This is a genomic window from Actinomyces oris (assembly GCF_001937445.1).
GTDB lineage: Bacteria > Actinomycetota > Actinomycetes > Actinomycetales > Actinomycetaceae > Actinomyces > Actinomyces acetigenes.
Genome location: NZ_MSKS01000042.1, coordinates 25989 through 40197 on the forward strand (window position 1 = coordinate 25989; position 14209 = coordinate 40197).

Genomic DNA, 14209 nt, shown 5'->3' on the forward strand with positions numbered 1-14209 from the left:
GACCCCCCACAGGAGTCGCACCATCGTCATCGGGGCGTGGTCGGTGAAGTCCGGTGAGACCTCTCGCTCAGGCCCGCTCGGCCCTTCTGAGGACCTCCTTGAGAGGGACTCGGGCACCGGTGCGGGTCACGGCCCGGGTGTAGATCGCCGCCGCCACGTGCACCAGCAGTGGCAGGAAGACCAGCGCGATCACCAAGGCGACCAGCTGCTCGGTCCAGGAGGAGACCCCCAGCACCAGGCGCGCCGGCATCATGAAGGGAGCGAAGGGCGGCAGGTAGGACAGGACCCGGAAGGTCATGCTGTTGCTGTCCCCGGTGGCCATCAAGAAGCTCAGGACATAGGGGGCCATGGAGAGCATGACCAGGGGCATGCTCACCGAGCTGACGTCCTCCTGACGGCTCACGAGCGAGGCCGCGGCCCCGAAGGCGACCGCGAAGATCGCGTAGCCCACGATCATCCACACGATCATTGCGACGAGCACGCCGTCCAGGTTGAGACTGATGTCCGGCATGACTCCCGTGGCCTTCGCGGCGGTGACCCCGACGACGGCGACGAGCCCGGTGGTCAGGACCGAGGCGATACCGATCCCCAGGATCTTGCCGGCCAGCAGCGAGCTGGGGCGCACGCACGCCAGGAGGATCTCCACGATCCGGCTCGACTTCTCCTCCACCACCCCCTGGGCGATGAACTGACCGCCGCCCATGATGGCGAACAGCAGCAGGACGTCGATCGTCAGGAGGATCGCGTAGCGCGAGCCGAAGTCGGCCGAATCCCGCTGAGGGGCGTTGAGCACCGTGACCTTGGGCTTGGCGGCACTGAGCTGAGAGGCCACCTGGGCGGGGTCGCCTCCCAAGGACGCGATCTGCCGGCCCAGAGCCGACTGCTGAAGGAAGGCCGTGGCCCCTGAGACGACCGCGTCGTCGGCTGACTTGTCCACAGTGATGGTGGGGGCGGAGCCGGAGACGTCCAGGACCATGTCCACGTGCGGCGTGCCCTCGGGGGAGTCCTCGGCCAGGACGTCCTTCGCCTGGTGGGCGGAGACGTCAACGAGCTCGATCGTCTTCCCATTGGAGGCGGTCACCTTGTCCAACCCGGCGGCCTGGGTGGGGGTCACGCCCCTGAGCCCGACCTGGTAGGCCTGGTCCTGGCCCGAGGTGTAGAGCTTGACGCCGACGATACCGCCGACGGCGGCGATGAGCAGCACCAGGGTCAGGATGATGGTCGACTTCTTCAGCAGGTGCGCCCGCAGCTCGCGGCCGGTGACCAGGGCGATCTCCTGACGACGAGTAATAGGGCTGGTCCGGTCGCTCATCAGTGCGTCTCCTTCGTCTCGTTGGTGTCTGCGGTTCCCTCGCGGGAGGTGGTGGTCAGCACATCCCGGAAGATCTCGGTGAGCCGGTGGCGCACCGGGCCGAGCTCGCGCACCGTCCCCAGGCGCTGGGCCGTGCTCAAAAGCTCCTGCTCATCGGCTCCCGCCGCGGTGATGACCAGGCGGCCGGCGTCATCGACCTCGACCGTGGGGGCGGGCAGGTTCAAGGAGGCAGCCTGCACCGGCGCGCTGCCAGCGGCCCGCTCGACAACGACCCGCCAGCGGGGCGTCTCGGTGGCCTGCAGCTCGGGAATCGTCCCGTCGGCGACGAGCCGGCCCGAGCGGATGATGACCACCCGGTCGCACAGGCGCTCGACGACGTCGAGCTGGTGGGAGGAGAAGAGAGTGGGCACGCCTGCGGCCGCCCGCTCCAGGATGACCTGGCTCATGACGTCCACGGCCACCGGGTCCAGGCCGGAGAAGGGCTCATCGAGAATGAGCAGCTCGGGGCTGCTCACCAGCGCGGCGGCCAGCTGGACGCGCTGCTGGTTGCCCAGCGACAGGCTCTGCACCTCGTCGCCGCGGCGCTCCTCCAGGCCCAGGCGCTCGGTCCACTGGTTCGCAGCCGCCTTGGCGGCGGAGGCGGACAGTCCGTGGAGGCGGGCCAGGTAGACGAGCTGCTCGGCCACCTTCATCCGGGGATAGAGGCCGCGCTCCTCGGGCATGTAGCCGATACCGCGTCGGATGGCGGCGTCCACGGGGACGCCCTTCCAGGTCACGGCGCCGGCGTCGGCGTCGAGCACTCCCATGACGATGCGCATCGTGGTGGACTTGCCCGCTCCGTTCGCGCCGACGAAGCCGACGATCTCACCGCGGTCCAGGGACAAGGAGAGATCGTCCAGGGCCTGCAGGCTCCCGAAGCGTTTGGACAGGCCGGACAGTTCAAGCATCATGGCTCCTTCGGGCTCGGGGACGAGGCGGGATGACGAGGCGGGTGCGCGCCGCGTGCCCGGTTCTCTTGATATGGAAAGTTTGCTTGTCTCATGCGGTCGTGTCAAGTTTCTTTGTCGTTTTAGTCCCCGTGAGAACCGTCCGCGCTGTTAGGGTGGCGCTCGTGCACCTCAAGACGTTGACGATCAAGGGATTCAAGTCCTTCGCCTCGTCGACCACCCTCCGCCTGGAGCCCGGCATCACCGCCGTGGTCGGCCCCAACGGGTCCGGCAAGTCCAATGTTGTCGACGCCCTGACCTGGGTCATGGGGGAGCAGGGCGCCAAGAACCTGCGCGGCGGCTCCATGGCCGACGTCATCTTCGCCGGCGCAGGCTCCCGCCCGGCCCTCGGGCGCGCTGAGGTCTCCTTGACCATTGACAACACCGACGGCGCCCTGCCGATCGACTACACCGAGGTCACCATCTCGCGCACCCTGTTCCGCGGTGGCGGGTCGGAGTACCGCATCAACGGCAGCCCCTGCCGCCTCCTCGACGTCCAGGAGCTCCTCAGCGACACGGGCCTCGGGCGCCAGATGCACGTCATTGTCGGGCAGGGGCAGCTCGACGCCGTCCTGAGCGCCACGCCTGAGGACCGCCGCGGCTTCATCGAGGAGGCCGCCGGCGTCCTCAAGCACCGCAAGCGCAAGGAGCGCGCCCTTCGCAAGCTCGAGTCCATGGCCGCCGACCTCGCCCGCGTCGCCGACCTCACCCAGGAGCTGCGCCGTCAGCTCGGCCTCCTGGCCCGGCAGGCCGCCATCGCCCGGCGCGCCCGGAGCATCCAGGTCGAGGTTCGTGACGCCACCGCCCGGCTCCTGGCCGACGACGTCGTCCAGGCCCAGTCCCTCCTGGAGGCCGGGGACGAGGACAAGGAGGCCCTGGCGCGGCGCCGCAGCGCCGTCGAGGAGGCCGAGCGCGTCGCCAGGGCTCGCCTGAGCGAGCTGGCCGCCATCGAGACCACCTCCGCCCAGCGCCTCGCCCGGGCCGGCAGCACCTGGGAGGAGCTCACTGGTGCGGCCCAGTCCCTCGGGGCGCTCGCGGACGTGGCCGGCGAGCGGATTCGGCTCCTGGCCTCCGCGCCCGCCCCGAGCCACGGCACCGATCCTGAGGAGCTCGAGCGTCGGGCGGAGGCCGCGGGCCGGGAGGAGGCCGAGCTCGCCGACACCCTCGAGGCCGCCCGCACCGCACTCAGCGACGCCACCCGGGTGCGCACGGACGCGGAGACTGCCGAGAAGGCGGCGGACCAGGAGCTCTCGGCCGCTCAGCGCCGCGTCTCAGAGCGACGAGAGACCATCGCCCGGGCCGGTGGGCGCGTCGCCTCGGCACGCAGCCGCCACGAGGCCAGCCTGGCCGCCCTCGAGCAGGCGCGCAGCGCGCTGCGCGCCGCTGAGGCTCGCGAGGACAGCGCTCGGGCCGCCCTGGCAGAGGCCGGGGGACAAGCGGAACCGACAGAGCCAGCCAGTGGTGGCGCGCAGGAGGAAGCCGGTGCCCCAGGGCCCGCGTCTACACAGGCAGGTGCAGCGGCCGACGCGGCGGTGCGGGCCGCCGCCGCGCACGACGAGGCCACGCGGCACCTGGCCCAGGCCCGCGAGGCCGTCGCGGCCGCGACGGACGCCCGCAGGGAGGCGGCCTCCGACCGAGCCACCTGGACCGCCAGGCGCGACACCCTGGCCATGTCTCTGCGCGGCCAGGACGGAACGGCCGCGCTGCTGCAAGCCGGTATAGACGGTCTCCTCGGACCGCTTGCCGAGCACCTCAGTGTCGAGCGCGGATGGGAGAACGCCGTCGCCGCCCTCCTGGGAGCGCTCGCCGAGGCCGGCCTGGCCGCCGATGCCGAGGCGGCCCTGGCCGGACTGGCTCATGCCCGCAGCCAGGACATCGGGGCGGTGCGACTGGTGCTGGCCGACGACCCCTCACTGGGTGCCGCCGGCACCGATGACGAGGCGGAGCCGGCTCCCGTTGATGGAGCACTGGCGGCTCGCGGCCTCGTCAGTCCCGCGCAGCCGGGGCGCCTCGAACAGGTCCTGGACGGGCTGCTCAAGGACTCCTGGGTAGTGGAGGACCTCGAGGCCGCCAGCACCCTGCGCGGCGAGCTGCCCGACGCCGTCGTGGCCACCCGCGGCGGTGACGTCCTGGCACCCGGCTGGGTCGCCGGGGCCGGTCGAGGGGCCTCCTCGGTCCTCGAGCTCACCGCCGCCCACGAGGAGGCCGACACTGAGGCCGCCGCCGCCGCGCAGGCCGAGACCGAGGCCGACGCGGCCCTGGAGGAGGCTCGGCGCCAGGAGGACGCTGCTCGCCATGCGCTCAGCGAGGCACTGTCCGCCCTGCGTCAGGCCGACGCCGAGGCCGCTCGCGCCGCCGAGGCGATGGCCCGCCTGACCTCCGCCGCCCACGCCGCCGCCGAGGAGACCGGGCGTGCCCGCCGGGTGCTGGAGCGCGCCGAGGCCGAGTCGGTCCAGCGCACCGCCGAGCTCGCCGCCGCCACTGCCGCGCTGGCCGAGGTGGAGGACGGGGCGGGCGACGCCAAGGACGGTGACGGCGCCGGCCCTATCGGTGGGTCGGGAGCAGCGGGCTCCTCGGGGAAGAAGCGTCCCGACAGCCTCGAGCGCGCTCTGGAAGTCGCCCGCCAGGAGCGCGAGGCCGCTGCGGACGCCGCGCGCCGGGCCCGCGCCGTCGAGACCGACGCCAGGCTCGCCCTGCGCACCGCAGAGGAGCGTGAGCGCTCCAGCCGCGGGCGCGCCGACTCGCTGCGGGCGGCCGCACGCCGTGAACGCGACCAGCGCGCCGCGGCCGAGCGGGCCCAGCAGCGGCGCAGCGCCCAGCTGGCGGTCGCCACGCACGTGCGGGACCAGGCGCGCGCCGCCGCCGAGACGGCGCGCATCAGTGTGCAGCAGGCGACCGATGAGCGTGCGGCCATCGAGGCCGAGCGCTCCCAGGCTCTGGCCGCCACCAACGAGGTTCGCGAGGAGATCGACCAGCTGACCAAGGAGCTGGGCAGCCTCACCGATGCCGCCCACCGCGAGGAGGTGGCCCGGGCCGAGCAGCGCATGCGTCTGGAGGGCCTGGCGGAGCGCGCCATGAACGAGCTCGGCCTGGAGCTGGACCCCCTCGTGGAGGAGTACGGACCGCACATGCTTGTTCCCGAGCTCATCGAGGACGCTGATGCTGCCTCCGTCTCTGACTCCGACTCCGCCGCGGACCAGGACACTGCTCAGGCATCGGTCGGCGGCGCAGGCCACCCGGGCCGTCCCTACGTGCGCTCCGAGCAGGAGAAGCGCCTGGCCAAGGCCTCGCGCGACCTCGCCCGACTCGGCAAGGTCAACCCGCTTGCCCTGGAGGAGCATGCGGCCCTGGAGCAGCGTCACCAGTTCCTGGCCGAGCAGCTGGCTGACCTCAAGCGCTCGCGGGACGACCTGCTGAGCATCGTTGAGGAGATCGACACGCGGGTTCAGGAGGTCTTCGCCCAGGCCTACGAGGACACTGCCCGTCAGTTCGCCTCCGTCTTCGACCGGCTCTTCCCCGGCGGGGAGGGGCGGCTGGTGCTCACCGATCCCGATGACATGCTCACCACCGGCATTGAGATCGAGGCGCGCCCCGCCGGCAAGAAGGTCAAGCGACTGTCCCTGCTCTCAGGCGGGGAGCGCTCGCTGGCCGCCGTGGCCCTGCTGGTGGCGATCTTCAAGGCGCGGCCCTCGCCCTTCTACGTCATGGATGAGGTCGAGGCGGCCCTGGATGACACGAACCTGGGGCGGTTGCTGGAGATTTTCACCGAGCTGCGGCGCTCCAGCCAGCTCATCATTATCACCCACCAGAAACGGACCATGGAGGTGGCCGACGCCCTCTACGGCATCACGATGCGAGACGGGGTTACCAAGGCCGTCTCGCAGAGGCTGGCCCAGCCCGACCGCGGGACGGCTGTGACTCCTGATGCCTGAGTGAAACGTGATGAGAATGTGATAAACTGCTGACAGTGTGACCGTCGTTTTCAGATACGAACCATTGTTGTGTCAGGAAGTTGTCAGGTTTGGTTGTTGATTGGACGACAAGTGCGCGCAAAGTCTGGTCAGATCGTATTTCGCAAGGCAGAATCCTAGCTATGGGTGTCATGATTCTTCCTCTCGTCGTCGTGCTGGTTGCCGGCCTGCTTGTGCTCGGCATGGTTTGTGCTGAGCGCTTCCCGGTGCGCTCCTGGCCCTCACGCATTCGCAGCGTGGTCCGCAACTCTCAGGAGGTGCGCATGGAGGAGCAGGATGTCGAGGTTGAGGTGGTGCCCCAGGAGGTCAGCCTGTCCGACCTCATGACGCGTGAGGGGCCGGCGGTCTATGCCGGGACCGAGGGCTTCGGAGGCCTGGTTGGCGTCGTCGGAAAGGCGATGGACGCTGCGGAGAGGACTCGTGGCTCCGCCGGCTCCCGGCGTCGCGCTCATGTGCATGAGCCGGCAGCCGGTGGGCTGTCGCAGCCTCAGAGGTGAGTGGCGGCGGTAGCCTCGTGAATACCGCGGTGGACACTATTTTCACGACTATGCGGTGCCGCGGTGACGCTGCTTCTGGGTGAATTCCTGGCCCTGGGAGATTGCCGCTCCGATACCCTCTCGCACTTTCTCTCACTCCCACTGTCCCGAGCTGTTTCGGTCTAAGAGCGATACGGCTCACCGGGTAATGCGGCTACGAGAACGCCTCATCCTGCAGCGCGCCCACGAGCGCGCTGCAGTTTTCTTCATGCCGTAGCCACGCCGCACGCCCAGGGTCCTCGCGCCTTCCTCGGGTGAGAGGCGACCCGGGCAGGCCGACCCCGCCACAGGGGGCCCGTGATCGGGCATGATGGGTCCATGGAACCGATCCTCATCGTCCTCGGCATCATCCTGGTCATCGTCATCGCAGGAGGGCTGTGGCTCTACGCCGGTAGACGGCGGGGCCGGGTCTCCGACGAGATCAGCGCTCACAAGCCGATGTCCGTGGAGGATCTCCTGCCCTCTGAGGGTGAGGACACCGAGGAGGAGGCCGACGAGGAGGGCGTCGCCGAGTCGGCTGCGACGCTGGAGTCCCCCGAGTCCATCCCTGGCCGCATGCAGCGCCTTCGCGCCCGCCTGGCCGGCGCCGGCGGCTTCGGCAAGGCGGTCCTGTCCGTCCTGTCCCGAGGAGACCTCACCGAGGAGGACTGGGAGGAGATCGAGGACACCCTGCTCACCTCCGACCTGGGCATCGAGGTGACCACCTCACTCATGGACGAGCTGCGCACCCAGGCCAAGGTCCTGGGAACCTCCGACCCCGAGGCGGTCCGCGCCGTCCTACGCGCCGAGCTGCTCAAGCTCGTCGACCCCTCCCTGGACCGCTCCCTCAACCTGGAGCGTCCCACCCCGACCGAAGGGGCCCAGGGGAAGCCCGCGGCGGCCATCCTCATGGTGGGGGTCAACGGCACCGGCAAGACCACCACCTGCGGCAAGCTCGCCCGCGTCCTGGTGGCTCAGGACAAGACCGTCGTCCTGGGGGCGGCCGACACCTTCCGTGCCGCGGCGGCCGAGCAGCTGAGCACCTGGGGCGAGCGCGTGGGTGTTGACGTCGTTCGCTCCGAGAAGGAGGGGGCCGACCCGGCCTCAGTCGCCTACGACGCCGCCCGCGAGGCCGCCGTCCAGGAGGCGGACGTCGTCGTCGTCGACACCGCCGGGCGCCTGCAGAACAAGGCCGGTCTCATGGACGAGCTGGGCAAGATCAAGCGCGTCATGGAGAAGATCGCCCCGGTCGGCGAGATCCTTTTGGTCCTGGACGCCACCACCGGCCAGAACGGTATGCGTCAGGCCCAGGTCTTCTCCGAGGCCGTGGGCGTCACGGGCATCGTGCTCACCAAGCTCGACGGCACCGCCAAGGGCGGCATCGTCGTCACCGTCCAGAAGGAGCTGGGCGTGCCCGTCAAGCTCGTGGGCCTGGGGGAGGGCGCCGACGACCTTGCCCCCTTCGACCCGGAGGGCTTCGTCGACGCGCTGCTGGGCTGAGCCTAAGAACCGACGCGCCCCAGCGAACCACGCCGCAACGCCCCCGGTCACCCGCCTCGTCCAGAGAGTGGGTGGCCGGGGACATTTGGGCCAGTCGAACGAGTCTTCCGTGCTCTCGTCCTAGCCAGCGCTACTCAATGATCCACCCCTTCTGGGCGGCGATGTGCACCGCTGCGGCGCGGGTGGGCGCACCGGTCTTGGCCATGGCCTGGGACAGGTGGTTACGGGTAGTTCCCTCCGAGAGATGGACCCGCCGGGCAACCTCGGAGACGGTGGCGCCGTCGGCGGCGGCCTGAAGCACCTCGGTCTCCCTGGCGGTCAAGGGGGAGTCCCCGAAGATGAGCGAGTCGGCGGCCAGCGCCGGGTCGACGACGCGCAGCCCGGCATGGACCCGGCGCACCGACTCGGCCAGCTCGGTGGCCGGAGCGTCCTTGACGACGAAGCCGTGGGCCCCGGACTGAATGGCGCGCCGCAAGAATCCGGGGCGCCCGAAGGTGGTGACGATGAGGACCCTTGTGGCCGGCAACCGCTCCAGGAGACTCGCGGTCGCTCTCAGCCCGTCGGTGCCGGGCATGTCGACGTCCATGAGGACGACGTCGGGCCGCTGCTCGAGCGCGACGGGCAGGACGTCGTCCCCGTTGCCGACCTGGGCGACAACCTCGATATCGGTCTCCAGGGCGAGCAGTGCGGCCAGCGCCCCGCGCACCATGGCCTGGTCATCGGCCAGCATCACTCGGATCATCGCTCAGCTCCGTTACTCAAGGTTCCTCAAGGCCGACGACATGAGTGCTCGCCGGAGTTCGGGGTGCGCGCGACCGGGTCACTGGCTCGCGTCGGGCGCCATAGGTGAGGATAGACGGCGGGCGCGTACTCTCAGGACGGTGCCGCTGCCACTGGAGGGAGCCTCGATGGTGAGGTCGGCGCCGTTGTCCTGACAGCGCTGGCGCAGCCCCTCCAAGCCGTGACCGTCGCCGGTGCCGGCCGAGTTCAGTCCGATACCGTCATCAGCCACCTCAATGGAATCGGCGCTCAGGCTCACCCGGCAGTGTGAGGCGTGGGCATGGCGCACGATGTTGGTGACGCCCTCGCGCACCACCCAGGCGAAGAGCTCGCGCAGCTCGGGATCGACGACCTCGACGGTCAGCGGTAGGTCGGCGCGGACACCGGCCGAGGTCAGGACGTTCGTGGCCCGGGCCAGCTCGCCGGCCAGGCTCAGCTCGCGGTAGCTGTTGACAGTGGCGCGCACGTCGGCCAAGGCAGAACGTGCCAGGGACTGAACCTCGGTCAGCTTCGCCCTGGCCTGATCGGGGGCGGTATCGACGAGCCTGGTGGCGAGCTCGGTCTTCAGAGCGATGACCGTCAGCGAGTGCCCCAGGATGTCGTGCATGTCCCGGGCCATGCGGTTGCGCTCCTCATTGATCTCCAGCTCGTGGGTGCGCTGCTCCAGAACGCGGGCCACCCGTCGCTGCTCCATGATGTAGCGCCCGAAGACGCAGGCGCCGCCCGCGCCGAGCAGAGCGATCCAGGCGCCTTCACTTGCGGACCAGGAGGGACTCATCCTGGGAACGAGGAAGAGGGTGCCAGCGAGGATCGCGATGGGGCCGATGGCCGCCTGCCAGGGCAGGGAGAAGGCCAGGACAACGGCCAGGAAGACCACCAGCTGCAGGCTCTGAGGCCCCACGCCGAGGGCAGCCCCGATCGCTGTGAGCGCTCCGACAACGATCAGCAACAGACTCGGGCGGCCGGGCCAGGTCAGGCCATGGCGCACCTGTCTCACGCTGAGCGAGCAGGCGGCGTACAGGCATGCGCAGGAGACAACGGCGCTGACAGCGCCCCAGACCCCACCGTTGGATCCTTGGGCCAGCCCCACCCTGACGACCGGAATCATGGAGGCGGCCCACACGATCCCCCAGCCGACCGCCACAACGCGGGTGCGGCGCGCCCGCGCCTCGTCGGGGGACAGGGCGCGGGCGGTCATGGACGAGATCGTACTCATTCTTGGAGCTCTAGACCCGAGCAGTGTCGCGGCCCATCTTCCAGGCGGCGCCGCCCAGGAAGATGGCGAGCCAGGTTAGGACGTTGACCACCCACCACCAGGAGAAGGTCTCTGCGCCCATGGGCCACAGCGCCAGGTTGTGCAGCCCGTACATGGGGGTGAGGCTGCCGATGCGATCCATGGTGGAGCCCGGCGTCAACGGGATGAACATGCCGCCGAGGAAGGCGAGCAGGGCCATGAGCGGGCCGACCACCTGCATGGCGTTGTCGGAGGGAAGGAGGTAGCCGACGAACAGTCCGAAGGCGACGAAGACCAGGGAACCCAGCCAGATGATGAGAGCCGAGGAGATCCAGACCCTCTCCGGCATCTGCGCGTGACGCAGGGGACCACAGGCGTAGACGGCGCCGATGGCCAGGGCACTGATGAGCATCCCCACGATCGCCTTGACGGTGATGTAGGCGATGGGCTTGAGCGGGGTCAGGCGCAGCTGGCGGCTCCAGCCCGAGGCCCGCTCGTTGCTCACGGCCGCCCCTGCCCCGGTGGTGGTCATGAGCGCGCCGTACAGGGCCATGCCGATCATCATGTTCGCCACGACATTGCCGTTGCCGTAGGACGTTGAGGAGTAGTCAGTAGTGGTGAACATGAGGAAGAAGGCCACCGGTAGGACGATCGAGAAGATGACGGACCGACGGTTACGCAGGCGCCGGCGCACCTCGAGCGACAGCAGGGTCAGGCTCAACCCTCCCAGAGGGGGCGTGGTGCGGGAGGACAGATCGAGGTGGTTGACGGCTGATGAGGCGGAGGAGGACTCAGAAGAAGACATATCGGTTCCAGTGGAGGACGTGGGAGAAAGGGTGGCGGTGCTGCTGGTGCGAGTCATGCTGACGCTCCTAGAGTGGGATCTGCGGCGCCGTCGCTGGTCAGGGCCACGAAGGCGTCCTCCAGACCCCGGCTGGTGATCTCCAGGTCCTTGGCCAGGTGATCGCCGAGGAGGATCGCGGCAACGGCATCGATGTCGGTCGAGGTCAGGGTGAGCGTGTTGCCCAGGATCTCGACGTCGTGGATCCGTCCACGGGTCTGCAGATCGGTCAGGGCGCCGCGCAGCCGCTCAGGAGTGCAGGTCAGGGTGGCTCGCAGGGAACGGCCGCTCACGGAGGCGCGGATCTCGGCGGCGGTACCGTCGGCGATGATGCGCCCATGACGCATCAGGACGATCCGGTCGGCGAAGGCGTCGGCCTCCTCAAGGTAGTGCGTGGCGAAGACGATGGTGCGCCCGCGCTCGGCGTCGGCGTGGATGGCCTCCCAGAAGCTGCGGCGCCCCTCGACGTCCATGCCTGTGGTCGGCTCATCGAGGATGAGCAGTGCCGGATCGCTCACGAGCGCCATGGCGAAACGCAGGCGCTGCTGCTGGCCCCCGGAGCACTTCTTGACGATACGCGAGGCGAAGTCAGTGACGCCGGCGCGACGCATGGCCTTTTCGGCATCGATGCGATGGGAGAAGAGGCTCGCCGTCAGCTGCACCGTCTCACGCACGGTGATATCGGGCAGGAGGCCTGCGGTCTGCATGACTGCGGCGACCAGGCCCCGGTCGACCGCCTGGCGCGGGCTCATGCCGAAGACTCTCGCATCGCCCCTGGTGGGGCGGCTCAGTCCCAGGATCATGTCGATCGTCGTCGTCTTGCCGGCGCCGTTGGGGCCCAGGAGGGCGACGACCTCGCCGGGGCGGATGGTCAGATCGACACCGTCGACGGCGGTGACCTCACCGAAGGACTTGTGCAGATTAGTCAGTCGGACGGCGTCCATACGGTCCGTCCGGGGGTCTTCCGGGACGGAGGCCTCCAGGCCGGTCCGAGGCGTTGCTGTGCTCATGGCTCAAGACTCGTCCCACGTCGGCTGCGGTCCATGGCCCATCAGTCACCACTTGCTCATGACATATCTCAGGGGTCGCCAGATGGTGAAATACCGCAGGATATCGGGAGAAAACCCGCGTTCGGAGTGGGAGAGGGCGTCAGTGGGAGCCGGGGCCCAGAGGTATGACGTGGCGGAGGCCGCCGGCTGGAGAGTGTGGGCTCAGTCCCGGTCCGGGCATGGGGGAGAGGACGGGCCCCGCTTGCCGCTATCCTGGGTCACAGTCGAGGTGAGCGCCATGGCCCATGGGCATGGACGCTCCACCCTCATCCGCCCTGAAGTCTCCCGACCAATGCGCCCCACGGCGCCAGGAAGGACCATCGCGTGTTCGGCAACCTCTCCGATCGCATCACCGCCTCCTTCAACCAGCTGCGCGGCAAGGGTCGTCTCACCGAGGCCGACGTCAACGCCACGGTCACCGAGATCCGCCGTGCCCTCCTGGAGGCCGACGTCGCCCTGCCCGTGGTGCGCGCCTTCACCGCAGCGGTGCGCGAGAAGGCGGTCGACGCCGCCCGCTCCCAGGCCCTCAACCCGGGCCAGCAGGTCGTCAAGATCGTCAACGAAGAGCTCATCGAGGTCCTGGGAGGCCAGACCCGGGAGATCCACTGGGCCGACCGCGGTCCCACGATCATCATGCTCGCAGGCCTCCAGGGTGCCGGTAAGACCACCCTGGCCGGAAAGCTCGGACGCTGGCTGCGCGACCAGGGCAAGCGTGTCCTGCTGGTGGCCTCCGACCTCCAGCGCCCCAACGCCGTGACCCAGCTGAGCGTCGTCGCCGAGCGCGCCGGGGTGCACGTGTGGGCGCCCGAGCCCGGCAACGGCGTGGGCGACCCGGTGGCGGTGGCCCGCTCCGGCGTCGAGCACGCGCGCACCAACGGCTACGACGTCGTTGTCGTGGACACCGCCGGCCGCCTGGGCGTGGACGCCGAGATGATGGACCAGGCGATCCGCATCCGCGATGCCGTCTCCCCCCACGAGATCCTCTTCGTCCTGGACGCCATGGTCGGTCAGGACGCCGTCAACACCTCGGTCGCCTTCCGCGACGGCGTCGGCTTCACCGGCGTGGTCCTCTCCAAGCTCGACGGCGACGCCCGCGGCGGTGCGGCCCTGTCCGTGCGCGGCGTCACCGGTGCCCCGGTCCTGTTCTCCTCCACCGGTGAGGGCCTGACCGACTTCGAGCGCTTCCACGCCGACCGCATGGCCTCGCGCATCCTGGACATGGGTGACCTGCTCACCCTCATCGAGCAGGCCGAGCGGACCCTGGACCGCCAGGAGGCCGAGGACGCCGCCGCCAAGCTCGCCAAGGGCACCTTCACCCTCGACGACTTCCTGGGTCAGCTGCGTCAGATCCGCAAGATGGGCTCCATGAAGAAGCTCCTGGGCATGATGCCCGGCATGGGGCAGATGCGTGAGGCCCTGGACAACTTCGATGAGCGTGAGGTCGATCGCATCGAGGCGATCGTGTGCTCCATGACGCCCGCTGAGCGCAAGGACCTGTCCATCCTCAACGGCTCTCGCCGCAGCCGTATCGCCAAGGGCTCGGGAACCACGGTCCAGGCCGTCAACGAGCTCGTGGACCGCTTCGAGCAGGCCAAGAAGATGATGGAGACCATGGCCTCCGGCGGCGGTATGGGCGGACTCGGTGAGGGCGGTCCCATGCCCGGCATGGGGTCGCTGCCCGGTATGGGCAAGCACTCCAAGGCCCGTCAGGCCCCCAAGGCCAAGCGCGGCAAGGGCGGCAAGAAGGGCCGCAGCGGCAACCCCGCCAAGGCCGCCCGCCAGGCCAAGGAGGCCGCCGCCGCCAAGCAGGCCAGGATCGAGGGCGGCCAGGGCGACGCGCCCGCAGCAGGCTCCTCCTTCGGGCTCGGCGGTGGCCAGGGCGGCGCCTCCGGCTACGGGATCATGCCTCAGGGCCAGCCGCAGGCCCAGGCCGGTGCGCAGCCCTCGGGCGACGACGTCGCCGACGCCATGAGTGCCCTGCCCGAGGACCTGCGCCGCCACCTCGGGCTGTAGGAGCCAGG

At 69.8% G+C, this 14209-nt stretch carries 10 protein-coding genes; 4 read left to right on the forward strand and 6 right to left on the reverse strand.

The features are described 5' to 3' along the window. Positions 1-67 precede the first annotated feature (67 nt). Positions 68-1312 carry an ABC transporter permease gene (locus BKH20_RS10820; RefSeq protein WP_075391071.1) on the reverse strand — a complete coding sequence of 415 codons (1245 nt, stop codon included), beginning with the start codon at positions 1310-1312 and terminating at the stop codon, positions 68-70. Beyond that, positions 1312-2259: an ABC transporter ATP-binding protein gene (locus BKH20_RS10825; RefSeq protein WP_075391072.1), complete on the reverse strand. Its 948-nt coding sequence runs from the start codon at positions 2257-2259 to the stop codon at positions 1312-1314. The genes BKH20_RS10820 and BKH20_RS10825 overlap by 1 nt, the downstream gene beginning before the upstream one ends. A gap of 164 nt (positions 2260-2423) precedes the next feature. On the opposite strand from BKH20_RS10825, the gene BKH20_RS10830 reads away from it, so the two are divergent. From BKH20_RS10830 to ftsY, 3 genes are all read left to right on the forward strand, one after another. Further along, the gene (locus tag BKH20_RS10830) at positions 2424-6230 is read left to right on the forward strand and encodes an AAA family ATPase (RefSeq protein WP_075391073.1); all 3807 of its coding nucleotides are present in this window, start codon (positions 2424-2426) and stop codon (positions 6228-6230) included. Between the two features lie 161 nt (positions 6231-6391). Next, positions 6392-6766, forward strand: coding sequence for a hypothetical protein (locus tag BKH20_RS10835; protein ID WP_075391074.1), 375 nt, complete (start codon positions 6392-6394; stop codon positions 6764-6766). A gap of 357 nt (positions 6767-7123) precedes the next feature. Beyond that, complete coding sequence (gene ftsY / locus BKH20_RS10840) at positions 7124-8284, forward strand: signal recognition particle-docking protein FtsY (protein WP_075391075.1); 1161 nt, start codon at positions 7124-7126, stop codon at positions 8282-8284. 130 nt (positions 8285-8414) lie between these two features. Here the strand turns inward: ftsY and BKH20_RS10845 are convergent, their stop codons facing one another. The 4 genes from BKH20_RS10845 to BKH20_RS10860 all read right to left on the reverse strand — a co-directional run bounded on the left by BKH20_RS10845 (position 8415) and on the right by BKH20_RS10860 (position 12149). Further along, on the reverse strand, positions 8415-9026 hold the full coding sequence (locus tag BKH20_RS10845; protein ID WP_070661992.1) for a response regulator transcription factor: 612 nt from the start codon (positions 9024-9026) through the stop codon (positions 8415-8417). Between the two features lie 78 nt (positions 9027-9104). Then, complete coding sequence (locus BKH20_RS10850; protein ID WP_075391076.1) at positions 9105-10280, reverse strand: sensor histidine kinase; 1176 nt, start codon at positions 10278-10280, stop codon at positions 9105-9107. 10 nt (positions 10281-10290) lie between these two features. Then, the gene (locus BKH20_RS10855; RefSeq protein WP_178388598.1) at positions 10291-11019 is read right to left on the reverse strand and encodes an ABC transporter permease; all 729 of its coding nucleotides are present in this window, start codon (positions 11017-11019) and stop codon (positions 10291-10293) included. Between the two features lie 137 nt (positions 11020-11156). Continuing rightward, positions 11157-12149: an ABC transporter ATP-binding protein gene (locus tag BKH20_RS10860; protein WP_075391078.1), complete on the reverse strand. Its 993-nt coding sequence runs from the start codon at positions 12147-12149 to the stop codon at positions 11157-11159. Positions 12150-12512: 363 nt separating this feature from the next. Between BKH20_RS10860 and ffh the strand changes: the two genes are divergently transcribed. Next, a complete protein-coding gene (gene ffh / locus BKH20_RS10865) occupies positions 12513-14201 on the forward strand; it encodes a signal recognition particle protein (protein WP_075391079.1) in 1689 nt (562 codons plus the stop codon). Positions 14202-14209: the final 8 nt, after the last annotated feature.

Bases quoted from the DNA above. Each gene is read 5' to 3' on its own strand.
- BKH20_RS10820 (WP_075391071.1), bottom strand. From the start codon at position 1,312: ATGAGCGACCGGACCAGCCCTATTACTCGTCGTCAGGAGATCGCCCTG.
- BKH20_RS10825 (WP_075391072.1), bottom strand. From the start codon at position 2,259: ATGCTTGAACTGTCCGGCCTGTCCAAACGCTTCGGGAGCCTGCAGGCC.
- BKH20_RS10835 (WP_075391074.1), top strand. From the start codon at position 6,392: ATGGGTGTCATGATTCTTCCTCTCGTCGTCGTGCTGGTTGCCGGCCTG.
- ftsY (WP_075391075.1), top strand. From the start codon at position 7,124: ATGGAACCGATCCTCATCGTCCTCGGCATCATCCTGGTCATCGTCATC.
- BKH20_RS10845 (WP_070661992.1), bottom strand. From the start codon at position 9,026: ATGATCCGAGTGATGCTGGCCGATGACCAGGCCATGGTGCGCGGGGCG.
- BKH20_RS10850 (WP_075391076.1), bottom strand. From the start codon at position 10,280: ATGAGTACGATCTCGTCCATGACCGCCCGCGCCCTGTCCCCCGACGAG.
- BKH20_RS10860 (WP_075391078.1), bottom strand. From the start codon at position 12,149: ATGAGCACAGCAACGCCTCGGACCGGCCTGGAGGCCTCCGTCCCGGAA.